Annotated in this window: 16 protein-coding genes and 2 pseudogenes; 5 read left to right on the top strand and 13 right to left on the bottom strand. The window is 68.9% G+C overall.

What is annotated here, in order from left to right:
• Positions 1-9: 9 nt before the first annotated feature.
• From H293_RS0130045 to H293_RS0129990, 12 genes and pseudogenes are all read right to left on the bottom strand, one after another.
• The gene (locus H293_RS0130045) at positions 10-660 is read right to left on the bottom strand and encodes a TetR/AcrR family transcriptional regulator (protein ID WP_028808315.1); all 651 of its coding nucleotides are present in this window, start codon (positions 658-660) and stop codon (positions 10-12) included.
• Positions 661-663: 3 nt separating this feature from the next.
• On the bottom strand, positions 664-1,068 hold the full coding sequence (locus tag H293_RS0130040) for a PaaI family thioesterase (protein WP_020121529.1): 405 nt from the start codon (positions 1,066-1,068) through the stop codon (positions 664-666).
• Between the two features lie 63 nt (positions 1,069-1,131).
• Entirely contained in the window at positions 1,132-2,445 is a 1,314-nt protein-coding gene (locus H293_RS0130035) for an RICIN domain-containing protein (protein WP_020121528.1), read from the bottom strand.
• Between the two features lie 71 nt (positions 2,446-2,516).
• Complete coding sequence (locus H293_RS0130030; RefSeq protein WP_020121527.1) at positions 2,517-4,499, bottom strand: alpha-L-fucosidase; 1,983 nt, start codon at positions 4,497-4,499, stop codon at positions 2,517-2,519.
• A gap of 57 nt (positions 4,500-4,556) precedes the next feature.
• The gene (locus H293_RS0130025) at positions 4,557-6,965 is read right to left on the bottom strand and encodes a ricin-type beta-trefoil lectin domain protein (protein WP_020121526.1); all 2,409 of its coding nucleotides are present in this window, start codon (positions 6,963-6,965) and stop codon (positions 4,557-4,559) included.
• A gap of 63 nt (positions 6,966-7,028) precedes the next feature.
• Positions 7,029-8,861 carry an RICIN domain-containing protein gene (locus H293_RS0130020; protein ID WP_020121525.1) on the bottom strand — a complete coding sequence of 611 codons (1,833 nt, stop codon included), beginning with the start codon at positions 8,859-8,861 and terminating at the stop codon, positions 7,029-7,031.
• Positions 8,862-8,890: 29 nt separating this feature from the next.
• Complete coding sequence (locus H293_RS0130015; protein ID WP_020121524.1) at positions 8,891-10,492, bottom strand: glycoside hydrolase family 27 protein; 1,602 nt, start codon at positions 10,490-10,492, stop codon at positions 8,891-8,893.
• Positions 10,493-10,545: 53 nt separating this feature from the next.
• The gene (locus H293_RS0130010) at positions 10,546-11,988 is read right to left on the bottom strand and encodes an arabinofuranosidase catalytic domain-containing protein (protein WP_020121523.1); all 1,443 of its coding nucleotides are present in this window, start codon (positions 11,986-11,988) and stop codon (positions 10,546-10,548) included.
• A 353-nt stretch (positions 11,989-12,341) separates the two neighbouring features.
• Positions 12,342-13,814 (bottom strand): annotated as a pseudogene (locus tag H293_RS0130005) (glycoside hydrolase family 10 protein); the annotation flags it as partial.
• Positions 13,815-13,865: 51 nt separating this feature from the next.
• Positions 13,866-14,999, bottom strand: a complete 1,134-nt coding sequence (locus tag H293_RS0130000; RefSeq protein WP_020121521.1) for an SGNH/GDSL hydrolase family protein — start codon at positions 14,997-14,999, stop codon at positions 13,866-13,868.
• Between the two features lie 84 nt (positions 15,000-15,083).
• A complete protein-coding gene (locus tag H293_RS0129995; protein ID WP_259294551.1) occupies positions 15,084-17,534 on the bottom strand; it encodes an RICIN domain-containing protein in 2,451 nt (816 codons plus the stop codon).
• 187 nt (positions 17,535-17,721) lie between these two features.
• Positions 17,722-19,119 carry an arabinofuranosidase catalytic domain-containing protein gene (locus H293_RS0129990; RefSeq protein WP_033415798.1) on the bottom strand — a complete coding sequence of 466 codons (1,398 nt, stop codon included), beginning with the start codon at positions 19,117-19,119 and terminating at the stop codon, positions 17,722-17,724.
• Positions 19,120-20,218: 1,099 nt separating this feature from the next.
• On the opposite strand from H293_RS0129990, the gene H293_RS0129985 reads away from it, so the two are divergent.
• A complete protein-coding gene (locus tag H293_RS0129985; RefSeq protein ID WP_020121518.1) occupies positions 20,219-20,536 on the top strand; it encodes a WapI family immunity protein in 318 nt (105 codons plus the stop codon).
• A gap of 137 nt (positions 20,537-20,673) precedes the next feature.
• Positions 20,674-21,495, top strand: a complete 822-nt coding sequence (locus H293_RS0129980; RefSeq protein ID WP_020121517.1) for a MerR family transcriptional regulator — start codon at positions 20,674-20,676, stop codon at positions 21,493-21,495.
• Positions 21,496-21,584: 89 nt separating this feature from the next.
• Here H293_RS0129980 and H293_RS61715 read toward each other — a convergent pair whose 3' ends face one another.
• A complete protein-coding gene (locus H293_RS61715) occupies positions 21,585-21,908 on the bottom strand; it encodes a transposase (protein ID WP_158694449.1) in 324 nt (107 codons plus the stop codon).
• Positions 21,909-22,177: 269 nt separating this feature from the next.
• On the opposite strand from H293_RS61715, the gene H293_RS0129975 reads away from it, so the two are divergent.
• The 3 genes and pseudogenes from H293_RS0129975 to H293_RS60340 all read left to right on the top strand — a co-directional run bounded on the left by H293_RS0129975 (position 22,178) and on the right by H293_RS60340 (position 24,549).
• Positions 22,178-23,395 carry a metallophosphoesterase gene (locus H293_RS0129975; RefSeq protein ID WP_020121516.1) on the top strand — a complete coding sequence of 406 codons (1,218 nt, stop codon included), beginning with the start codon at positions 22,178-22,180 and terminating at the stop codon, positions 23,393-23,395.
• Positions 23,396-23,597: 202 nt separating this feature from the next.
• Positions 23,598-23,918 (top strand): annotated as a pseudogene (locus H293_RS61470) (DJ-1/PfpI family protein); the annotation flags it as partial.
• A gap of 403 nt (positions 23,919-24,321) precedes the next feature.
• Positions 24,322-24,549, top strand: coding sequence for a helix-turn-helix domain-containing protein (locus tag H293_RS60340; RefSeq protein WP_310591934.1), 228 nt, complete (start codon positions 24,322-24,324; stop codon positions 24,547-24,549).
• Positions 24,550-24,717 lie beyond the last annotated feature (168 nt).

Below are 24,717 nucleotides of genomic sequence, written 5' to 3'. Positions count from 1 at the left end.
CACCCGGGGTCAGCCCGGCCGCGTCACGTCGACCATCGAGGGTCCGGACGTGCGGGATGCGGTGCGAAGCGCGCCGTGGACGGCAGAGGACGCCGCCCGTCCGACGTAGCGGTCGCGGTCCGGAGGCCAGGCGTCACGGTCTTGGTGGATGAGCAGGGAAACCGCCCCGTGCACGCCGGCACACAACACCCTGGCGGTCTCGGTCCTGCTCGTCACCGGAACCCCGGCATCAGCACACGCCGCGACCCTGTCCCGGAAATAGCGGAAGCATTCGTCCTCGTTCCGGCGGCTGGCCTCGGTGGCCTCCCCCGTCATCACGAGCCGGTACTGGGAAGGATGACGAAGTCCGAACGCGATGTAGGCGACGCAGATCTCGTACAGCGCCGTCACGGGATCCGGGATGTCCCGCGACACGGCTTCCAACTCCCCGAACAGGGAGCTCCATACCCGCAGGCACGTCGCATGGACGAGCTCCCGCTTCGAGGCGAAGTGGAGGTAGACGGCCGGCGGGCTGACTCCCGCACTTGTCGCCACGGCACGAATCGTCAGCGCCTCGGCGCCCCCGTCCTCCAGCAGCTGATCGGCGATGTCGAGGAGCTGGTCTCGGAGCAGGCCGCCCTGGCCCTTGGCGGCGCGCACCCGGGAACCGGTCGCAGACATGAATCAGGGTGCCTTCGGCACGACGGCGGTGACCACTTGGGTCACCCGGGCGCACAGTTCGCCCTTCTCGTCGTGCACGTCGACCTCGATGACGGTGTTGCGCCCCAGCCGCAGGGGACGGGCTGTCGCGACGACGCTCGTGCGTGCGGGCCGCAGAAAGTGCGTGCTCGACTCCACGGTGGCGGGTGCGGCGCCCACTGGTCCGTTGAGGGCGGCGCACACGGCGGCACACACATCGGCGAGCCCCATCAACGCCCCTCCGTGGAGGCCGCCGCCCACCGTGGAAAGGGAGAGATCGTGCGCCAGCCTGGCCCGGACGCCGGCCGCCGCGATCTCCTCGAACTCGACCCCGAGCGTCTTGGCATACGGCGCGAGCGCGTAGACCTCTTCGGCTTCAAGTGTGACCACGAGCTACTCCCGTCCTGAGTTAACGACGATAAGTTATCGTCGTTAACTCAGGACGTCAATCGTTCAGTTCTGCAGGCGCCAATGCTGGTTGGCGCCGCCCGAGCAACTCCACAGCTGGACTTTCGTCCCGTTGGCGGTCGCCTGGCCACTGGCGTCCAGGCAGAGACCCGACTGGGCTGCTGTGATCGTGCCGTCGGGGTTGACGTTCCATTGCTGGTCCGGCTGTCCGCTGCAGTCCCAGATCGCCGCCGGGGCGCCGTTGCCCGCGCCCTGGCCGACACCCAGGCACTTGTTGCCGTAGACGACCAGCTGCTTTCCGGCGGAGTAGGTCCACCGCTGGTTGGAGCCGCCGTTGCAGTCCCACAGCTGTGCCTGCGTGCCGTTGGCCGTGGTCGAGTTGTTGATGTCGAGGCAGCGCCCCGACTGCTGGCCGACGATCTGCTGGTTGCCGGACTGCGGTGGCGGCTGGTTCGAGCCGAACTGGGTGAAGAACTGCCACACCGCCGCCGACGTCCAGGTGCGCCAGCCGTCACCGGTGGAGCCGTCGATGGGGCCGGGGTCGTGGCCCGCTCCGTCGAACGCGGCCCAGACGACGGGGTATCCGGACCGGCATCCGGAGTAGGTGGTGATGATGTGCGTCAGGCTGCCGTTGGCCGGCTCGGGCGGGTTCTGCGGGGTGCAGCCGTTCGTCCGGACAAAGGTGTCGCGCAGGTCTCGTCCCGACTGGATGGGCAGCACGTTGTCCCTGAGGCCGTGCAGTCCCATGTAGGCGATGGGCTGGTTGCCGCCGTTGCACCCGCTGAGGTTCGCGCCGGAGTAGACCGCGACCGCGCGGAAGACCGTCGCCCGGGAGCAGGCGAGGGCGTACGACATCGCGCCGCCGTAGCTGAAGCCTGCGGAGAACAGCTGGGTGGTGTCGACGCACAGGCCCGATTCGATCTGGTTGACCATGGCGTCGACGAAGGCCACGTCCTGGCCGCCGGGGTTGGCCCAGCCGTTGCCGTTGCCCTGGGGGGCGACGAAGATCGTGCTGTTGTTCGCGTTGTCCGCAAGGCGCCGGAGGCCGTAGTAGGACCAGTTGTACCCGTCCGTGCCGCCCGAGTCGACGTCGTTCGCCGTGCCGCCCCGCCAGTGGAAGCCGAAGACCAGCCGGTAGGGGTGGTTGCTGTCGTAGCCGGCCGGGACCCGCAGGATGTAACTGCGGTTCTGGCCGCCGCTCTGAATCGTGTGGTTGCCGCTGGTCAGCGTCGGGGCCTTGCCGCAGCCGGCGCTCGCCGCGGCAACGGACTCAGTGGCCGGCCCAGGTGCGCCGAGGGCGCTGCTGAACGAGGTACCCGCGGTGGTCAGGATGAGGAGCAGTGCGGCCGCGATGGACATTAAGAGCGGTTTACGTTCCATGCTCTCCTTCTTCCGTGGTCGAGTTCTGCTGTCCTACGGGGAGCGCCGGTTCACACCCCGGTGATGGTCCACGCGTTGTTGGTGCTGGAGTTCGGGGTCCACAGCACCGTGGTGGAGCCGGCCGTGGTGCTGCCGCTGCCGTCGAGGGCGGTGCCGGTGCCCCGGTTGACGATCTGGTAGCGGTTGTCGCCGAGGCTGTTGAGCGACCACTGCTGGTTGTTGCCGCCGTTCCACGCTTCCTGGCGGGCGGGAGCGCCGTTGGCGGCGTTGCCCCAGCTGTCGGCGGCCATGCCGTTGGTGCGGTTCATGATGCGGTAGTAGCCGTTGCCCAGGTCGATCAGCTGCCATTGCAGATTGGTGCTGCCGTCGTAGTTCCACTGCTTGAGGTTGGAGCCGGCGGCGACGTTGCCCCCGCTGTCGAGCACCAGTCCGCTGGTCGCGTTGGCGATCCTGACCCAGGTCGTGGAGCCGCCCGGCGCACCCAGGGCGGGGATCTCGCCGGAGAAGGTGAGCTTGACCGTGTACGCCAGCGCGCTGAACGGCGGGTTGGACGAGGGCATGGTGAGGTGCAGGCCGGACGCGTCCTGGGTCGGTGCGGGCAGGTTGATGTAGGTGCCGGCGGAGTTGCCGAGCAGTTGGGCGCCGGTCAGGCTGCTGAGGTTGATCTGGTTGGAGTTCAGCGTCGTGATCGTCATGGTGCCGCCCTGCCAGCCCAGGGCTGTGGCGTACAGGACCTTGTTGTCCCGGCTGCGGGTGAAGCGGACGTCCTGCGGTTTGCCGGCCACCGGTCCGCTGAACGAGCCTCCGCCCATCTTGGTGGGGCCCTCGCCGTAACTGGACCAGGAGCGGGTGGAGTAGACCGCCTCTCCGAAGCGGCCGAGCCAGTCGCCCATGGCGAGCAGGATGGACTGCTGCCCGGAGGGGATGGTGCCGTCGGCCATCGGGGCGATGTTGAGCAGCATGTTGCCGCCCTTGCTGACCCGGTCGATCAGCGAGTGGAGCATGGCCTGCGTCGAGTAGTAGCCGATGCCCACCGTGTAGCACCAACTGGAGGAGGAGATGCTGTCGTCGGTCAGCCAGTAGGGGGTGAGCAGACCCGCCGGGCCGCCGCGCTCGAAGTCGAAGACCTCGCCCTTGTTGTTGAGGCCGTCCTTGTAGGTCGCGACCACGTCCTTGTTCCAGGCGACGGCCTGGTTGTAGTAGTGCGCGAGGAACTGGAGCCGGTAGGACTCCTGGACGAGGTTCAGGTCGAAGTCCTGCCAGACCAGGTCCGGTTGGTAGCCGTCGATGACCTCGACCAGCTTGTCGTACCAGAGCTTGTTCTCCGCGGTCGAGCCCTGCTGGCCGTAGAGGATGCGCAGTGTCGGGTCCGACTGGTTCGGCACGTGGTCGTAGAAGCCGTTGAAGTGGTAGGCGTGGTGCAGCGAGGCCATGAACTTCAGCCCCTGGCCGCGGATGGCCTGCGCGTGCAGACCCACCAGGTCCAGTCTGGGGCCGCGCTGGACCGAGTTCCACGGGTTGGCGCGGCTGTTCCACATGGAGAAGCCGTCGTGGTGTTCGGCGACCGGGCCTGCGAACCTGGCGCCCGCGGCCTTGAACAGCCGGGCCCAGGCGTCCGGATCGAACTTGCCGCCCTGGGAGACCAGTTTCGGGGCGAACTGAACGAAGTTGCCCGCCTTGTCACGGGCACCGTCGATGAAGTTGTTGTACGGCCAGGCCGAGGGGTCGCCGTAGGTGGCCTTGTGGTGGTTGTTCTCGGACGAGCCGCCGATGTACATGTTGCGCGGATACCACTCGTTGCCGAACGCGGGGACGCTGAAGACGCCCCAGTGGTAGTAGATGCCGAACTTGGCGTCCTGGAACCAGGCCGGGGCCGGGGGGTGCTGGTCCACGGAGGACCAGCTCGCGGTGTAGCTTCCGGGGCCGTCGGTCGCGGCGGCCTCGGGGGCGAACCGCAGCAGACCGACGGCCGTCGACGCGCCGGCCGCCGCCAGCAGTCGGCGCCGGCTGATCGGCAGGGACGAGGAAGTCATGTGGGGCCTTTCGGAGGGATCGGGGAGGCTGAGGAAGTCCGGCCGCCGGTCACGGGATCAGTCGCGCGTCCACTTCTGGTTGCCGCTGCCGTTGCAGGTCCACAGCTGGAGCAGGGTGCCGTTGGCCGTTCCGGCGCCGGTGGCGTCCAGGCACAGGCCGGACTGGTCACCGGTGATGGTGCCGTCGGCGTGGATCGTCCACTTCTGGTTGCCGCCGCCGGTGCAGCCCCAGATGTCCACCTTGGTGCCGGGGCTGGTGCCCTGGCCCGCGGCGTCCAGGCAGTCGCTGCCGTAGACCCGCAGCTCACCGGCGGAGGTGTTCGCCCACTGCTGGTTGCTGCCGCCGTTGCAGTCCCACAGCGCCACCTGGGTGCCGGCCGTCTGCGACTGGTTCGGTACGTCCACGCACCGGCCGGAGCCGACCCCGACGATCGCGCCGGTCGTGCCGCCGTCGTTCCCGCCGCTGCCGGGCGTGATGGACAGGTTGTCGAACTGTGCCGTCTCGCCCTGGCTGGTCCCGTAGCCGATCTGCCCGGCGGCCCAGGTGCCGTCGTTCGCGGAACCGACCGTGGCGCCGTCGATGACAGCGGTGATGGTGGTGCCGGAGAAGGTGAGCGCCAGGCTGTGCCACCGGTTGGTGCCGAGCGCCGCGGTCGTGCCGCGGGCCAGGGTGGAGACGGTGCCGTTGGTGTTCGAGTTGAGGATCGACCAGGCCCCGGTGTCGCTCACCCGCAGGCGGTAGGCGTTCTGACCGCCGGTGCGGTCGTAGTCGTGCCCGCCCGCACGGCCGATCAGCTCGGCGTATCCGGACTGTTCCAGCAGCACGTCCGACGTGAGGGTGTAGTTGCCCCAGCCCACGTCACCGAGCAGGGCGTGCGGATCGGTCAGTGAGTCCCAGGTGATCGGCTTCTGCGGGCTCATCTGGCGCACGCACTTTCCGGAGCGGCCGCCGCCGCAGCCCACCGCCTCGAAGGCGCCCTGCCAGTCCATGAGGTACTTCGCCTCGGTGCCGGTGGTGTAGCCGTCGAAGGAGTCGCTGTACGGCAGCTTCAGGGTGCTCCGGGCGGGACCGGTGGCGGTGCCCTTGCCCTGTCCGGTCGTGGTGGTCAGGGTGTACAGGTGGCCGGGCTGGACGGTCAGGCTGAATCCGCCGCCGGACGGGGTGATGTCCGCGCTGTGCACGAAGTGGTCGGCCGGGTTGGCGGACCCGACGTTCGTGGACCAGACGTGGACGGTGCCGGCGGACAGTCCCCCGGTGACATTGAAGTTCAGGGTCTGCGCGCTGCCTGCGTCCACGGTCTCGATGACCGTGGAGTAGTCGGAGTTGTTCGTGGACTTGAGCGAGACATAGCTTCCATTGGCGCGGTTGCCGCCGATGTAGCCGCTGGAGGCGTCGAGGTAGTGCCATCCGGGGGCGGTGAACTGGCTGGTGTGCGCCATCACCCAGGTGTTCTTGCCGATCGAGTACGAGCCGGACCACGGCTGCGCGGCCAGGGCCATACCCATGGTGGGGTACGGCAGGTTGGGGGTGAGCGCGGCGACCACGGGCCAGTTGAGGTACGCGGTCATCCGTCCGTCGATGTATCCGCGGTTGATGCCGCGGGCCATGGCCTGCGCTCCCCCGTTGTAGTCGTCCGAGCCGTTCTCACTCGCCCACAGCGGCTTGCCGGACGACATGGCGGCAGCCGGCACCGAGCAGGTGGACTGGGACGACCGGTAGCCGCAGGGGTAGTGCGTGCCGATGGCGCTCACCGAGGAGGCGAACGCCGGGTTGGAGTTGACGTCGTTCGCCACGGACCAGTCCGAGTCCGCCGCGACGATCTTGACGCTGCCGTAGCCGTTGCTGTTGAGCGCGCTGCGCAGCTGCTGGTACCAGGAGACGTTGTAGCCCCGCTCGTTCCATCCGCCGAGGTAGTCGATGCTCAGCCCGTGCTGCTTGGCGCAGCCCAGCCACGAGACCAGGTAGTTGACCATGTCGGTGGACCAGAAGTTCCCGTTGCCGATCCAGCCCGGGGCGCCCCAGGCGAGTCCGTACAGCTTGATGTTGGGGTTGCGGGCTTTGGCCTGCTCCATCAGCCACCATTCGTAGCCCCGATCGCAGTTCAGGTCGGAGCGGGTGTGCTGGTGGCTGGGCTCGGCTCCCGAGGTGGAGTTGGTGTCCCCGCCGATCTCGGCCTTGAGCATCTGCAGGGAGGCGCCGTAACCGGGCCGGAAGAGGTAGTCGAGGACCTGGCCGCGTTGCGGCTCGGGGTAGTCGATCAGGAGTCTGCTGTTGCCGCCTCCGCCGCTGATCGCGCCGACGCCGTCGAAGGTCCGTCCGCCGGACGCCCCGTTGAGAGTGATGGAGGTGGCGGCCCGGGCCGGAGCGGCGGCTGTGCCCACAACGCCGCCCGCGGCCAGGACGAGGCCCGCGACCACGGCCGTCGGGACACGCAGGCGCCGTAACAGCCGTGCGATTGCTGACACGGTGGGTTCCTTTCGCAGGTGGGGGGTGGGGGGTGTCCACGGCCGGTGCGGTCGGCGGACGGTTCAGCGGACGAAGAAGTCCTGGTTGGTGCCGGGTGCGTTCTTGCACTGCCACTGGTCGAGTTGCTGGCCCGCGGTGCTGCCGGCGCCGTAGACGTCCAGGCACAGACCGCTGTTGCGGTTCTGGAAGGCGTAGGAGCCGTCGGACTGGCGGACGGGCAGCCAGAGGCCGTTGGCCGCTGTGCCGGGGGGCTGTTGGACGATGTCCGGGGTGCCTGCCGTCGTGGAACTGCCGGCGACCGCCACATCCTGGCCGGAGTTCTGGGCGCGCAGTTCGCCGTAGCCGCCCGAGGCCGGCACGAACTGGAACTGCTGGTTGCTCTGCCCGTTGCAGGTCCACTGGTCGATCGCGGCGCCCGCACTGCTTGAAGCGCCGTACACGTCGAGGCACAAGTTGTTGTTGGCGACGACGAGTTGGTGGTAGCCGGCCGGGAAGCTCTCGCCGCCGGAGGAGGCCGGGGTGAGATAGACGGCGAACGCGTCGTGCGAGGCCTGGAATGTCAAGGGCACGGTGATCGAGCCGCCCGAGGCGCTCAGGTTCTGGTCGTAGACGGTCTGCGGCGCGGCGAGCGGTGCCTGGTCCGGGATGCGGTGCACGGTGACGTGCACGCTGCCGGCGTTGGTCAGCCAGGGTACGGACGACAGTCCGTTGAAAGTGACCGACGCGGTGCCGGAGTTGCCGTTCGCGTCGCCGATGATCGCCACCGCGCGCTTGTTGGCGGGGTCCTCGGAGGCCGAGATCGCGGTCGAGCCGACCTGGCCGGAGGTGTCGACGAGGGTGCCGGTCATGTCGGCGTAGTCGCGCAGCGCCCACCAGTTGCCGGTCGGCTGCCAGCTGCCGCCGCTCTGGGTGAGGACTCCCGTCAGGTTGGGGGTGACGCAGCAGACCCAGTTGCCGCGCATCGCGTTGGTGTATCCGGACTGCGCGAACCGCGCCAGGTACCAGGCCGTCACCCCGGCGGTCTGCCGGTCGGCGGGCTGGTACTCGTTCGCGGACAGCGGCAGCGGGCCGATGCCCGCCGTCGTCAGGGCACTGTTGAGGGACTGGGAGACGGTGACCGGGTCGTCGACATCCCCTTCGTCATGGTTGGTGATCATGTCGGGTACCGTCCCGGCCGCCTTCACGTGCGCGAGCCAGGTCCGCCATTCACCCGGGTTGCTCTGCGGGGTGAAGGCGAGCGACGGTCCCACGATCTGCGCCGAGGGGGCGAGGCGCCGGATCTCCCGGTAGGCGGTGTCCCACATCTGGAAGTACTGGGCGCTGTTCACACCCCGGGTCCAGAAGGCGGAGATGTCCGGCTCGTTCCAGATGTCGTAGGCGAACTTCAGTCCCGATGCCTGCAGTGCTCCCACCGTGGAGTCGATGAAGCTGATCCAGTTGGAGCAGTCGCCGTTGTCGCACGGGTACCTCGTGTTGGACGGCTGGCCGCCGTTGGCGCCGTAGATGTCGCTGACCAGTACCTGGTACTGCGCGTGGTACGGCGGCTGGGTGAGGCGTTTCGCCTGCGCGACGATCGAGTCGAGGTCGGCCCGAGTGGCCGATCCGTACTGGTAGTTGTCCCTGATCCAGCCGCCGGAGAACCATCCGCCGCCGCGGAACGCGTTGATCCCCAGCGGCTTGATGAACTGGTCGGCCGGCTGACTGCCGTCCTGCGTGAAACCGTAGAGGAACCCCTCACCCACACCGGTCGACGGGCCCCGCGTCGAGGCCAGGTTCACGCTCAGCGCCTCGCCCGAGACGGCCCGGCTCTCGGCCGTCGCCGACAGCTGCAGCACGAACGCCAAGACGATGCCGACGGCCAGTATGAGACGGCCCGGTGTCGCTCTCGTCCTCATTCGGTCCTCCTGCGTCAGGTGTCACGGGGTCAGTTCAGTGACCACTGCTGGGTGGATCCGCCGTTGCAAGTCCGCAGTTCGGCGAGGGTTCCGTCGGCGGTGGCCCCTCCGGCGACGTCCAGGCACAGACCCGACTGGACACCGGTGATCGTGCCGTTCGCATTCAGCGTCCACTGCTGATTGCTCTGGCCGTTGCACGACCAGATCTCCACCTTCGTGCCCGGAGTGGTCTGGTTGTTGTAGGCGTCCAGGCACATCTGGTCGCTGCCGGAGTAGACGGTGAACTGGTTGGACGCGGAGTGCGTCCATGTCTGGTTGGCGCCACCGTTGCAGCTCCAGATCTCCACCTGGGTCCCGGCGGTCGTGGTCGCGTTGGGTACGTCCAGGCACTTGCCGGATCCCACCGCGTGCACCGCGCCGGTCACGCTGGTGCCACCGCCACTGGTGCCGCCCGCGACCCGGTACATCACGGTGCCGTGCGCCGGAACCGAGGCGCTGATCGTGCCCGAGGTGGTGGAGGACGCCCCCGACCACAGGTCGGTCAGGGTGTAGGCGGACGCTCCGGTCTTGCCGATCGCTGCCGCGGTCGTGGAGATGGTCGCCGTCGAGCCCGTCTCGTTGAACAGCGCCACCGACACGTCCCCGTTCGCCAGCGGCTTGGCCAGCACGTCCCGGCCGCCCGAGGAGGAGACCATGGTGCCCTGCTTGCCGAGGGGGTCCTGGTCGACCGCGATCACCCGGGAGTTGGTCAGTGTGGACAGGGTCTCCGCACTGGCCGAGGGGATGTTGGTGCCCGCGATCAGCGGTGCGGCCATCTCGGCCCACAGGCTGAACTCGCTGCGGCTCTCGGTGGCCGTCATCGAGCCGTTGCCGACCTCCAGCATGTCCGGGTCGTTCCAGTGGCCGGGGCCCGCGTAGGAGGCGAGTCCCACGTTGCTGTGGAAGATGGTCAGCATGCTGGCGAAGTTGGCGCTGATGTCCCCGGTGGTGCGCCAGCTGTTGCCCACGCCCGCGCCCCAGGTCCACACGTTGTCCTGGCCCCAGTTGCACAGGCTGTACAGGATCGGCCTGCCCGTGGCCGCCAGCGCGTCCCGCATCGCGGTGTACCGGCTCTGCGCGGACACCCCGTTGTTGTTGCAGTTGTCGTACTTCAGGTAGTCCACGCCCCATGACGCGAACGACTGGGCGTCCGTGCTCTCGTGCCCCAGGCTGCCCGGATACCCGGCACAGGTGGCGGTGCCCGCGTCCTCGTAGATCCCCAGCTTCAGCCCCAGCGAGTGCACGTAGTCGGCGGTGCCCTTGATGCCGTCGGGGAACTTGGCCGGGTCCGGCACCAGACGGCCGCCGGAATCGCGGTTGTGGGTCATCCAGCAGTCGTCGATGTTGACGTAGGAGTAGCCCGCTGCCTGCATGCCGTTGGTGTGCATCGCCTGCGCGGTGGACTTGATCAGTGACTCGGAGACGTTGCAGCCGTACGCGTTCCAGTCGTTGAAGCCCATCTGCGGGGTCAGTGCCAGCCCGTTGCCCAGCGCGGCGGCCGGCTGCGCCGTACCGAGGGAGACGAGGGGAACGCCCACACAGAACAGCGCGACGGAGAAGGCGAACGCCAACGTCCGGGTAATCATGTGCATGTCATTGACTCCTGGGCCGGGTTGCGGCGGAACACGCCGTGGGACAGAAGGACTCAGCGGTATCCGGCCGCGGTGATGTTGGCCTGCACCGCGTTGTCGGTCGCGTCGGAGGGGTAGCCGGCGACGATGGCCCCCTCGTAGAAGGTGCCGGCGCTCAGGTTGGCGCCGCCACCGGGCTTGCAGCAGTCACCGCCGCTGCCGAGGACGATGGCGCCCTGCTTCTTCATCGGGCTGTATCCGCCGGGAAGTCCGCCGTCCCACAGGGTGGTCAGGCTGCCGGACTGCGCGTTGCCGCCCTTGAGGGCGAACCTCGACGTCCCGTTGTTCTTCAGCATCGCGGTGACGAACTTGACGGGGAAGGCTCGCTGGTTGCCGTTCCAGGACTGGCTGCCCCCGGAGTACAGGCCCCATTCCAGGTCGGCCTGGACCCAGGGACCGCTTCCCGAGCAGCCGCCGAACCAGCACTGGGTGCCGAAGTTGATCGCGTCCATCGCCCCGGCCGCGTCGGCCTTCCGGGTCGTCTCGCTGTTGCCGTAGTCGAAGCAGCAGCCGCTGTTGACGTGGGTGCCGCTGGTGACCATGTACGCCCCTTCGGGTGCGGCACCGGTCGGCACGCCGGTCAGGTGACCGTCCCGCCAGTAGCTGTTGCCGGGATTGATGTACAGCGAGTACGCCTTGGTGCCCCCGGCGGTCAGTGACTCCGAGGTCGCCTTCGCGGGGCTGCTCTGACTCGATCCCGGAACCTGGGCCGATCCCTGGTACCAGAGGTCGTTGCCGCGTCCGGACTGGTCGTAGACGACCGTGATCACACAGGAGGTGCCCCCGCAGAACGAGTCCTGCGCCGCCGCGTCGGCGAAGCCGCCGGCCGCCCGCACACCGATGTTCCTGGTCGCGTTGTCCGATGCACGCCTGACCTGGTACAGGCTGCCGCCGTACGACCCGTAGAGCGCCCGCACGGTGCTGTGCGCGGCCACGCACGGCGTGCCGCCCGCGGAGTAGAGGTCGCACGGGCCCGACCCGCCGGGGGCGGGCGGAGGTGTCGACGTGGTCCACTTCTGGTTGCTCTGGCCGTTGCAGGTCCACAGGATGACCGCGGTGCCGTTGGCCGTGCCCGCCCCGTTGACGTCCAGGCACAGGCCGGACTGGACGCCGGTGACGGACCCGTCGGAGTTCTGTCGCCACGCCTGGTTCGGCTGCCCGTTGCACGACCAGATGATTACCGGGGTTCCCGGCGCGGTCCGGTTGTCGTAGGCGTCCACACAGCGGGTGCCGCTCATCGTCCGCAGCTCGCCCGCCGAGGTGAACTCGAACGCCTGGTTCGCCTGGTTGTCGCAGTCCTGGATGTCCAGCGCCGTCCCCGGCGTGTCGACATTGCCCTTGACGTCCAGACACCGCCCGGACGCCGAACTCACCAAGGGCGCCGGCGTCGATGCCGGATCGGGTGCCGGCGCCGACCACGTCTGCGCGGTCGCCGACACCATGGCCAGCAGCGCCATCACACCTACGGCGACGAACGCGAGTAAGCGTGGTCTGCGAGCCGTAGGACTCCGACGGGAAAAGGATGAAGGCCGCATTCTGTTCCTCGGGGATGTGGGGGAAGGTGACGAGGTGCTTGGCCGAACGGGATGGTGGCGAGGGCAGTCGAGAGCACCCACAGGAACCACTCAGACATCCCATGTCCTAGTGATTCCACAGGTCCCCGAACGAGTCAATACGCTCGGCACTCCCCATCGAATTCTGATCCATCCCATGTATCGCCCCTGGTCAGACCGTTGTGAGGGCATGCCGGAAGCCGCGTCCGGCGACGGCCGCCGTACCGGACGCGGGGTGTTCGTTCCGGGTCACCTCACCTGAAGTTCCAGTGCTGGTTGGCGCCGCCGTTGGAGTCCCAGATCTGGACCGGGGCCCCGTTGCCGGTCTGCCCGCTGGGGATCTCCAGCGCCCGGCCCGAGGCGACGTTGATCAGGGTGTACGAACCGTCGCCGTTGACGCTCGCCCGCCAGTGCTGGTTCGCACCGCCGTTGGCGTCCCAGATCGTCATCCGGGTGCCGTTGCCCGTCTGGCCGCCGGGTTCGTCCAGGACCCGCCCGCTGGCGATGTTCGTCAGCGTGTAGGAGCCGTCGCCGTTCTGACTCGCCCGCCACTGCTGGTTCGCGGCACTGCCGTTGGCGTCCCAGACTTGCACGGGCGTGCCGTTCGCCGTCTGTCCGGACGGCACGTCCAGCACCCGGCCCGCGGCCACGTCGGTCAACGAGTACACCTGGCCCGAGACGATGCCTCCGCCTGGATTCCCCGTACCTCCGCCGAGCGCGGAAAGGGCCGCGTCGTAGGCAGGCTTCTTGTTGCCGTTGTTGTCGAACAGCAGCGGGTTCTCCCCCGTCCGCCACGAGTCGCTGTCCCTGATCCCCCACACCGTGATGCCGGTGCAGCGGGCGACGTTCATGCACGCCCGGACCGTGTTCCCGTACGCGGTCGCCGAGGCCTGGGCGATGTCGAGTTCGGTGATCTGGACGTCGACGCCGAGGGCGGCGAAGTTGGACAGGGTGGTCTGGAAGCTCGACGGCGGGCCGCCTGCGCCGAAGTGGCTCTGGAGGCCGACGCAGTCGATGGGCACACCGCGCGCCTTGAAGTCCCGGACCATGTTGTAGACGCCCTGCGTCTTGGCGTCGGTCCAGTTCTCGATGTTGTAGTCGTTGTAGCAGAGCTTGGCCGAGGGGTCGGCGGCCCGGGCGGTGCGGAAGGCCTCCTCGATGAAGCCGTTGCCGAGCACGTTCTGGAAGACCGAGCTGCGGTGCTGGCCGCTGCCGCCGTCGGCGAACGCCTCGTTGACCACGTCCCAGGCGTAGATCTTGCCCTTGAAATGGTTCATCTCGGTGGTGATGTGGTTGTTCATCACGCTGCGCAGGGTGCCTGCGTCACCGATGGAGCCGACCCAGCCGGGCAGCTGCGAGTGCCACACCAGGGTGTGGCCGCGCATCCGCTGCCCGTGCGCGGTGGCATGGCTGACGATCTGGTCGGCCGGGCCGAAGTTGAAGTTGCCGCGGGACGGTTCGGTGGTGTCCCACTTCATCTCGTTCTCCGGGGTGATCATGTTGAATTCCCGGTCGAGAATCGTGGAGTACGTCGAGTTGCCGAGTTTTCCGGCAGCCACGGCCGTACCGAAATAGCGGCCGCTGTCTGCCGCCGCCGCGCCCAGCGTGCCGGAAGCCGCGTGCGCGGTGAGGCTCGCCGGTCCGGTCAGGGCCAGTGCCGTGCCGGCCAGAAGGCCGGTGGCCGAGACCAGGGCCCTGCGGAGCAGAGGCTCGTCGTTGAGCCAGGACATGAAGGATCAACCTCCTTGTGCGGGTGCGTGAGAGTGGGGTCACGAGGTGGGTCAGGACACGGGCAGAGCGGTCCACTGCTGGTGGGCTCCGCCGTTGCAGTCCCACAGGACCAGTTGCGTACCGTCGGTGGTGGACGCGTTGGGGTCGTCGAGGCAACGGCCGGAGACCGGGTTGCGGTAGCCGCCGTTGTACGTCTGCCATTGCTGGTTGGTGCCGCCGTTGCAGTCCCAGATCTCGATCTTGGTGCCGTTGGCCGTACCACGACCGGTGGCGTCCAGGCACTTCCCGAGCGCCCTCAGGGTGCCGTCGGAGCGCGCGGACCATGTTTGCGCGGCGGAGCCGTCACAGGACCGGATCTCCGCGGCGGTCCCGTTGGCGCTGTTGCCGCCGTTGACCCCCAGGCACTTCCCCGCGATCCCGGAGCGCACCTGCCCGGCCGCGGAATCCGGCGGCTTGATCCAGCCTGCCGCGTCCGCGGCCTGGATCCCCGCGTTGAAGGCGTCCGCCATCTTGCCGAAGCCGCTGTCGTTGGGGTGCAGGGCGTCGGACAGGTCCGCGGCGGTCAGGGCGCTCATGTCCACGAGACGTACGTGCTTGCCGGCAGCCTGCTCGGCCTGGACGATCCCGGGCAACTTGGCGTTGAACGCGGGCCGGTTGGCCTCCTCGGTGCCGCTGGTGGAGATGATCACGGTGCCGACGAGCACGGTCGCGTCGGGTGCGGCCCTGGTGATCTGGTCGATGAGCGCGTGGAGCCGGTCGGCCGCGGTCGGGATCTGGTAGTTGCCGTTGAGGTCGTTGGTGCCGATCTCCAGGGTGACCACGTTGGGGCGGTAGCGGGCCAGCACGGAGTCCGCGATGCCGGCGATCTGGTCGATCCGCCAGCCGGAGTGGCCTTCGTTGTCCGGGTCGGACATGGTGCCGTTGCGCCCCGAGCCGACGAAGTCCAGGGTGTGCCCCGCGGCCGTCAGCTTGTTCGCCAGAAAGCTCCGGTAGCTGTTCCCGGAGGGGCTGCCGACGCCCCAGGTGATCGAGTCGCCCAACGGCATCAGCCGCAGGGGTGTGGGCGCGGCGGCCCGCGTGACGGAGGTCGGCGCCTCGGCGGCGGTTGCCGCGGCAGGCCATGCGGCGCCCATTCCGAGGGTGGCCGCCAGGGCCGCGGCCAAAGGTGCCCAGTACTTCTTCATCAGCGATCCTCACTGGGTGCGGGACAGTGGGTGGGGGGTGAACGAACCGCCGGTCCGTGCAGGCGCTCCGGAGGCGCGAGCAGGTCAGCGGGGGGTGAAGTCCTGGTTGGTGCCGGGTGCGTTCTTGCACTGCCACTGGTCCAGTTGCTGGCCCAGGTTGCTGCCGCCGCCGTGGACGTCCAGGCAGAGGCCGCTGTTCTGGTTCTTGAAGGAATACGAGCCGTCGGACTGCTGTACCGGCAGCCACAGAGCGCTGGACGCTCCACCCGCGGCCTGCTGAACGATGTTCGGCGTACCGGCGGTGGTGGAGCCGCCCGCCACCGCCACGACCTGTCCGGAGCTCTGCGCGCGCAGTTGCCCGTAGCCGCCCGAGACCGGCACGAACTCGAACTGCTGGTTGCCCTGCCCGTTGCAGGTCCACTGGTCGATCGCGGCGCCCGCGCTGGTGGAGTTGCCGTACACGTCCAGGCACAGGCTGTTGCTGCCGATCACCAACTGGTGGAAGCCCGTGGGGAAGCCGCCTCCGCCCGAGGACTGGACGCCCGCCTGCTGGATGACATCTCGGGCGCCCTGAGGCCAGTTGGTGCCGCTGACCAGGACGTTGCCGGTGAGGACGTTGTTGTGCGGAGGGCCGGTGGCCACGTATGTGTTGCCGCCGTTGTACCAGTTGCCGGAGAACGTGCTGTCGTCGGTGTGGTTGTTCGCGTTGGCGTTGGTGAGCGCCCAGTTGCCCGCGTCCTGCACCACGTTGGTGGACACCTTCAGGTACCGGGAGCCCTCGTCCAGGTACAGCGCGGTGGTGCGGTTGTTGTCGTACATGTAGTTGTCGGAGATCACCGAGCCGGGGGCCGCGGACAGGCTGTAGATGCTGCCGCCGTCGAACATCGCGTTCTTGGTGTCGAAGACCAGGTTGTGGGAGACGGTGTTGTTCTTCAGCGTCGTGGGAGTGCTGTAGACCGGCTGGTAGTTGTACGTGCCCCGGTTGGCGTAGTCCTGGCTGCCGCCCGGGTCGTTCATCCCCCACCCCCAGCCGATGTCGATCCCGTCGTAGGGCAGGTGGTCGCACTGGTTGTGGGTGATCGTCGCGTTGGAGACGTAGGTGGACAGGATTCCCGCGGTCTCCTTGTAGTCGGTGCCCACCCCGCTGACCTTGTTGTTGCTGATGGTGATGTTCTGGTTGGTCATCTGCGGGTTGGCGGGGTGGTGCGCGTCCGGCTGGATGCCCCCGACCTGGATGCCGCTGCCCGCGATGCCGGTGAACGTGTTGCCGGTGATGGTCACACCGTTCGCGCCGAGTCCGGTGCCGGAGGCCGTGGCGACACCGTCGTTGCCCACGCCCAGTCCGGCCTGTCCGAGTTCGGAGAACGTGTCACCCGAGAACGTGATGCCGGTGGCGGCGGAGACCTGGACGGCCGCGGGCATCTGCACCCAGTGGTTCCGGGTGGCCTCGAACTGTGTGCAGCCCGACTTGCAGGTGCTCAGCCAGTTGGCGGGCATCGCGTAGGCGCCGGTGATGTGCGCGCCGCTCTGCTGGTCCGCGTACCCGTCGGGTCCGCTCGGGCCGAGCCAGGAGGTCCCGGTGAACCGGATGCCGGTGAATCCCAGGCCGGTCGCGGGTGAGCCGTAGCTGCCGCTGATGCCCAACAGGCTCTGCAGCCGGGGCAGTTCCACGTCGAGGCTGTTCGGGTTCTGCCCCGGCTGGGCGCGGTAGTACAGGTCGCCGGTGGACGAGTCGAGGTACCACTGCCCGGCCTGCTTGAGGAACGCGTAGTTGTTCTCCAGGTACATGGTCCCGCCGGCGAACGGCGCGTTGATGGTGTCGTAGCCCCAGGAGTTGTTGTTCCACGCGGGCTGCTGCATGGTGATGGTCCTGCCGCTGATCGACTGGACCGGCGCGTAGCGGTCGGTGAAGGAGTTGAGGCTCTCGACTTCCATGTGGCTCTGGTCCGAGAGACCGGCCAGGTAGTCGAGGGAGGAGTCGGTGACGGTCAGGCCGGTCTGGGTGAAGGTGAAGCCGGAGCGGGGCACCTGGATCGCCGCGCGCGGTGCCTGCTTGCCGTTCAGGTACAACTGACGCGTGTTCACGCCGGTGCCGACGTGGGCCGACCAGATGTTGCTGTTCTGATCATGCACCTGCCAACCAGATATCCGCTGGGCACCGCTCACGACCGGTTGCTGCCCGGACATGGCCTGGTAGGTGATCGTGTGGCCGTTCTGGCCGCCGTCGCCGGAGCCGAAGGTCAGCGGCTTGGACTGCCGGTAGGTGCCACCGGCCAGGTGGACCACGACGTCCGAATCGGCCGAGAGCCGGTGCGCGGGCTGCCGCGCCTGGTCGATCGTCGCGAACGGCTGCTCGGCGGTGCCGTTCCCGCCGGGAGCCGCGTCCGGGGCCACGTACAGGTCGGCGGCCGCTGCCTGGCGCACGGCCGGTACGGCGGCGAACGCGGCCCCGGCCATGGGCAGGCTCCCGGCGAGTAAGGCGAACAGAGCTACGGGGGCGGCCCAGAGGCCGCGGAGCGCTCTGGCTCCGGACATCGTCATCCTCCAGTGGGGGCGGTGGCGCCTGGTGTGGGGCCCAGTGGTTGTTCGGCCGCCGGGGCCGCCGGGGCCGTCTGCATGACCTGCGCTCTCCTGGCGGGGCGAGCGGAGCCGGTCATGGACGTTGGGTCGGTGAAGGCCCGTGGCCGGCGGTGAACCCGGCCACGGGCTGCGGCCGTTCCCCTCAGCTGAGGTTCCATCGCTGGTTGGAACCGCCGTTGCAGGTCCACAGTTCGGCCAGGGCGCCGTTGGCCGTGGAGGCCCCGGTGACGTCGAGGCAGAGTCCGGACTGGATGCCGGTGACGGTGCCGTCGGAGTTCAGCTGCCACTGCTGGTTGGCGCCGCCGTTGCACGGCCAGGTCACCACCTTGGTGCCGGCGGTGGTCTGGTTGTTGTACGCGTCCAGGCACAGCTGGCTGCTGCCGCTGTATACGGTCAACTGGTTGGAGGAGGTACGGGTCCAGCTCTGGTTGGCGCCACCGCCGCAGTCCCAGATCTGCAGCTGCGTGCCGGCCGTGGTGGACGAATTCGGGACGTCCAGGCACTTGCCCGCGCCCACCGCGTGCAGCGCGCCGGTGCCCGTCCCGCCGGTCGCATTGCTGTATCCGGCGGCGGTGATGTTGGCCTGAACCGCGTTCTCGGTGGCGTCCGACGGGTAGCCGGAGGTCATCACGCCCTCGTAGAAGGTCCCTTGGGCGCCCTTGCTGTTGTCACCACCGATACCCAGGATGATGGCGCCCTGCTTCCGCATCGGGTTGTAGCCCGCGACGTTGGGGCGCGGACCGTCGTAGAACGTGGACAGGCTGCCCGACTGCGCGTTGCCACCGCGGATCGCCCAGTGGTTCGGGCCGCCTTTGACGATGGCGGTCGTGTACCGGTAGTTGATGGTCGGGTCGTTCGCGTTGTAGTGCTGATTCACCCCGGAGAACAGGCCGTTCTCCAGGTCGGCCATGATCCAGGGGCCGTTGCCCGCACCGTAGCCCCAGACCTTGATGTTGCCGAAGTAGATGGCCTCCATGGTGCCGTTGCCGTCGTCGTTGCTGTCCGTCTCGGCATTGCCGTAGTCGAAGCAGCAGCCGCCGTTGTAGTGCGTGCCGTCGAAGATCGCGTACATGCCCTCGGGGTTGTCCCCGGTCGCGATGCCGTTGGTGTGGTTGTTGCGGTATCCCGTACCGGGTGCCACGAAGACGCCGTAGGCCTTGTGACCGCCCACCGTGGTGGGCGCGGCCGTCGCGTTCGCGAGGTTGTCGGGACCACCCGCGGCACCGCCGCCGGGCGCCTGGGTGAGGTTGTTCCCGCGACCGGACTGGTCGTAGATGATCGAGATCAGGCAGGTCGTCCCCGAGCAGAACGAGTCCTGCGCGGCGGCGTCGGCGTACCCGCCCGCACTCAGGACGCCGACGTCGCGGGTGGTGTTGTCCGAGGCGCGCCTGACCTGGTACAGCGGCCCGTTGTACGAGGCGTACAGCGCGCGGGTCGTGCTGTGGGCCGCCACACAGGGCGTTCCGCCGGCCGCGTAGAGATCACACGGTCCGGAGGTGGCGGCCCGGGCCGTCCCGGTCGTGGCCGTGGCACCGGCCATCGCGCCGACGGCGAGCACAGCCGCGGCCCCCGCCCGGGCGAATGTTTTCGGCCGAGAGGTGCGGGAGCGCTCCCACGAGCGGACAGATGCCTGGTCCGGCCCATTTCCCGGCCTTCCGCGGCGCCGTATCGCAGCGAGCAGTCGTTGGACGCCACCGCGCCCGAACAGCACGTGGCGTTCGGCCCCTGTGGTACCTGTCGTTCCCATCCGATCTCCCTACCGTGCCGGCGGATCCAGTCGGGTTCCGTGCTGGGAGCGCTGACACATGCGGCAGCGCTTGAAGGTGCCGTTCTTGCAGTGGGATTGCAGAGAGGTTTCGGGGGGAGACGGTGCTCCCGATTCCGTAGGGCTGTCAAGGGTCCGGACATCCTCCGTCCGACTCGTGCGCGGAATCGGTTCGATCGCCGATCTTCCCGGATTGCCTTCCACCGGGCCGCTCAGGCAGGTTCGGCGTGTGAGCGGACGAGCGGTTGTGCTCGCTGCCGTCGGGGCGGCGCGGCGGATCGCGGGGGTCCGATCGACGGCCGGGCTCCGCTCACTCGGGCGCACCCCTGCAACGCCACTGAGCAGGAACGCGGTCGTCGAATACGGCTGACGAGGGGTCAACGCGCACCGAATCCGCTGATGCGCTGGTCCTTCACCTGTGCGTGGGCACCGCCTTCGCTGTGCGGCACGCCATTGACCCCATGTTCCGCCGGTCGTAGCATCCCGTCGAAGCGCTTGCGCGGAACCGATTCGATTCCGGCCTCCACGGGAGATGTGAGGCGCGGGGGCGTGACAGGCCCGGCAGCCTGGCGTGTTGCTCCCTTGCGTACTCGTGGCGGTCGGGCGTTCGGGGTGTCCGGCTTCGGCGCCGCTTCGGTGCGGCAGCAGGGGGCTGCGGCACTGCGGCGCAAAGGTGACGAGTCCGCGGGGCCGCCGGGCAAGCCCCTCGGTGGCAGCGGCAGCGGCAGCGGCAGCGGCAGCGGCAGCGGTTGACTCTGCGGGGTGCCTCCACCCGGTCCGGTCGAGCTCAGGCACTCCTGGTCAAGGCTGGGGTCGAGCTGACGTGTTGCGAGGGCCTGTGCAGCGTGGAGAAGGTCCGTGACACCCTCTGGCAATGGTCTTGGGTGATCAGGCGGGCAGTGTGGAGCTCTGGCCGTTGCGGTATCGGTTCTCCGCGGTCCGCGGCGACCCCTACGATGACAACTGGCTGGTAATAGGTGGCTCGGTGATGACCCCAGAGGGCGTCTCGTCTGGGCTTGTCCTGGCCTTCAACCGCGTAGATCGAAGCGAGGACGGCGCGGCGATTCGTATGCATCTGTCCATGGAGGCGGCACCCCCATGGCAGCTGGGTGAAAACGGAGCGGACATCTACCAGTCCTTCGTCGAGGCCCAGGTAGGCATAGCCGCGCTGCTTCGCGCAGCTGATCGCTGACTGACGGCCGCCCAACAGGCCTGGACCCCCCATGAGTTGCTCCACCGCATGCCGCAGACCCATCCGTGCAGCGCGTAGTGCGACCCGAGTGGCTTCTTGACCCTCACACCGTGTCAGGCGATCAGCTTGGAGACATCATGTTCACCATCGGAGACTTCGCCCGGCACGGCCGCGTCTCAGTCCGGATGCTGCGTCACTACGACGCGACCGGCCTGCTGCGTCCGGCCCACGTCGACCCAGCCAGTGGCTACCGCTACTACAGCGCCGCCCAGCTCGCCCGCCTCAACCGGATCATCGCGCTCAAAGACCTCGGATTCACCCTCCAGCAGGTCCGAGACATCGTGGAGGAGAAGGTCAGCGCGGAGGAACTGCGCGGCATGCTGCGGCTGCGGCGGGCTGAACTGGAGAGCGCCATGGCCGCCGCAGGCGCAAGGCTGGTCCAGGTCGAGGCGAGGCTCCGAGCGATCGAGAGCGAGGGTCACATGCCCACGAACGACGTTGTCATCAAGACCGTCCCCGCCGTCAGGGTGGCGGAGCTGACCGCAACTGCCGCGAGTTACGAGCCCGAGGACATCGGCCCGGTCATCGGGCCGCTCTACGACGAACTGTTCCAGCGCTTGGGCTCGGCGGGAGTCACCCCCACGGGGCCCGGTGTGGCCTACTACGAGGACGCCCCGGAGGGCGGCGGCAAGATCAGCGTGCACGCCGCCGTCCAGGTCAGTGCCCCTCTCCAGGACGGCCCCTTCCGCATCCTCGACCTGCCGTCCCTCGACCAGGCGGCGACCATCGTGCACCGCGGCTCGATGGACACCGTGCTCCCTACGGCCCAGACCCTGGCCCGCTGGATCGACGCCAACGGCTACCAGTCGACCGGATATCCGCGTGAGATCAACCTGGAGTGCCCCGAGAACCGGGACGACTGGGTGACAGAGCTGCAGGCACCGGTGACCCGGACCTGATCGATCGCGCCCAGCACGACGGTTGATCACCTTGAGCAGCGGGAGACCACGACGGTCTCCCGCTGCCCGACCTCAGTCTTGAGCGCTTCTCATCGCAGGTCAGAGGGACGGGAAGGCCCAGACACTCTGGTTTCAACTCCGGGGCGAGCGTCGTGCGGGATCGTTCCGCGTTCTCGGAGCCAGGCCAGGTGCGCGGCGGAGAAGTAACCCTTGTCAGCGCGGAGGCTGAGCGGGCGGCGCCGACGCGGTCCTCGCCTGGAACGGACGGCGGGTATGCCGCGGATCGATGCCTTAAACGTCAAACCGACCTGAGCCTTCGCAGGGACCACCGCGACGGCGAGCGGAGTGCCCTGCACCTCAGACAGCCCGTGCAGCCTCCTTTTCGCACGGAAGGAGGCGGCGTTGCGGATCATGTGCCGAACGTCGGCGCCGGATGCCGCAAGGCGCACCCGCTGGTCAACCCGTAGATGTGGGGCCGGCATGAACACCGCGCCCCCCAGAAAGCGCCCTGGTGACGACTCACGCCGAGGAAGGTGTCCAGGAAGGGGTCTACGGTGAAGTCCTGCCGTCCCGCACAGGGCCCTTCGCGCCAAGGGTCCGCCCCCCATGAACGCCAGTCCGGCCGGCCCGAGGACGACCGGATACAGTGCGCGAGACGGCAGCCCGGTCAGGGAGGACAAGCGTGACCGACACCAGCAACACCCGGCCCGCCGAGGGTGAAGCGCGAGCACCGCGGCAGAGCCGACTGAACCGCCTGCTGCGCTACCTCCCCCTGATCGCCCCCGTCCTGCTGTGGACCGTGCCCTGCTGGGTGCTCCTGTACGGCGGCCAGCACTGGCCGCTGTCCGTCACGCCGGCCGGCACCGCCCTGTTCGCCCTCGGCCTCGTCGGCATGCCGCTCGCGATGATGCGCGGCCACGGTCGGCGCCAGCAGGACCGGGCGGCGATCATCGGTGACACCCTGCTGGGCACCAGCTGGGTCCTGTTCACCTGGTCCGTTCTGCTCGGCGTCTTCCTGCGGCTCGCCCTGACCGTGGCCGACGTCGGCGAGAGTCAGGACCGGGCCCGCATCGTCACCTGGGCTGTCCTCGGTGCAGCCGCGCTACTGCTCGTCTGGGGGTACGCTGAGGCCCGCCGCGTGCCACGCGTGCGCCGACTGGACGTGCAGCTCCCGCGACTGGGTGCCGGGTTGGACGGTCTCCGTGTCGTCCTCATCACCGACACCCACTACGGCCCGCTCGATCGCGTCCGCTGGTCGGCACGGGTGTGCGAGACGGCGAACGCCCTGGAAGCCGACCTGGTCTGCCACACCGGCGACATCGCGGACGGCACGGCCGAACGCCGCCGCGCCCAGGCCGCCCCACTCGGCACCGTGCGGGCAACTCGGGCCCGTGTGTACGTCACCGGCAACCACGAGTACTACAGCGAGGCCCAGGGCTGGGTCGACCTGATGGACGAACTGGGCTGGGAGCCGCTGCGCAACCGCCATCTCCTGCTCGAGCGCGGAGGCGACACCCTCGTGGTCGCCGGCGTCGACGACGTCACGGCCGAGTCCTCCGGCCTGGCAGGCCACCGCGCCCACCTCGACGGGGCCATGAGCGGCGCCGACCCGGACCTGCCCGTCCTTCTCCTGGCACACCAGCCCAAGTTCGTCGACCGGGCGGCAGCCGCCGGTATCGACCTCCAGCTCTCCGGCCATACCCACGGCGGCCAGATCTGGCCCTTCCACCACCTCGTCCGCCTCGACCAGCCCGCCCTCGCCGGCCTCAGTCACCATGGCCCCCGCACCCTCCTCTACACCAGCCGCGGCACCGGCTTCTGGGGCCCGCCGTTCCGCGTCTTCGCCCCCAGCGAGATCACCTTGCTCGTGCTCCGCTCCCCGCATCAGCGGTCTCGGTAGCCAGGACGAGTCCGCCTCTGTGGACTATGGCCTGTCCCCGTGAGCGCCGACCGGCCGGGCAACTCCCTGCGAGCGCCGTCGAGATCACCGTCACGAGTCCTCAGTCCTCAGTCCTCAGTCCTCAGTCCTCAGCGACACGAATGATCGTCCGCCCGGGGACACGCTGCCGTGAGGCGCAAGCTGCGGCCGCCTCGGTCCGGCCATGAAGCCCTCGAATCCGGTCATCCCAGGGTGGGCCCATGAGGCAGGGCGATCCGGTCGACGGCGCCGAACAGGTTCGCCTCCCCGAACACCTCGGCCGGGTCTGCCGACGACGGGTGGCGACGTCACCTCCTCGATCGGCATGAGGATCGCCGTCGACGGCAGTGCCGCCACGCACCCGGACCCCGACACGCTCCCGGTGCCTGGCGGGGACGTCTGTCCCAGGACCCCGGTCACACGCGACCTGACCGAAGCGACCGGGAACCTGGCAGCCCGTGCCGACCGCGTCGCGTCCGTGTGCTCCGGCGCCTTCGTCCTGGGCGCGACGGGCCTTTCGGACGGCAGACGAGCGACCACGCACTGGAAGATCGCCGGCGAACTCGCCACCCGCGCCCCAAGGCCCGCGTCGAGCCCGGCGCCATCCATGTGCGCGACGGCACGATGTACACCTCGGCGGGCGTCACCGCGGTCATCGACCTTGCCCTGGCACTCGTCGAAGCCGACCACGGCCCCGACATCAGCCGGGAGGTGGCCCGCTCTCCCTGGTGGTCTACCTGCGCGAGCGGGCGGCCGGTCGCAGTTCTCCGCACCCCCGCAAGGCTCGCCGCCCCCGGTCGCCCGCCCTGCGCAGGGTTCGTCGACCTGGTCACGGCGGACCCCGCCGGTGACTACTCCCTGGCCGCCCTCGCCGACGACTCAACGTCAGCACACGCCACCTCACCAGGCTGTTCCGGGAAGAACTCGGCACCATCCCCGCCCACTACGTCGAGTCGATCCGCGTCGGCATCGCCAAGTCACTCCTCGACCAGCGGCACACCGCCACGCAGGCGGCATCCATGGCCGGCTTCCCGAGCTACGAGAGCCTGCGCCGCGTCTACGCGCGGGAGCTGTCCATCAGCCCCGGCGCCGACCAGCGCCGATTCGCCACCGCCCGCCGCGAGCAGGACGGCTAGCGTCCGCACGGCAGCTCCGGGGTGGGTAGGTGTACGGAATCGTCGGCGTGCCGGGGGATCGGGCCCTGCCGCCGCGTGAGCGGTACGGCTCTGCTCGGCCCGCCCGGGACCGGCGGCACCCCAGCCGACCGAGGAGGAAGCCTGGCCGGTACCGCGACGAGCCCCGGG

The organism is Streptomyces canus 299MFChir4.1 (assembly GCF_000383615.1).
GTDB classification, from domain to species: domain Bacteria; phylum Actinomycetota; class Actinomycetes; order Streptomycetales; family Streptomycetaceae; genus Streptomyces; species Streptomyces canus_C.
This window is presented reverse-complemented; position numbering and strand designations above follow the sequence as displayed.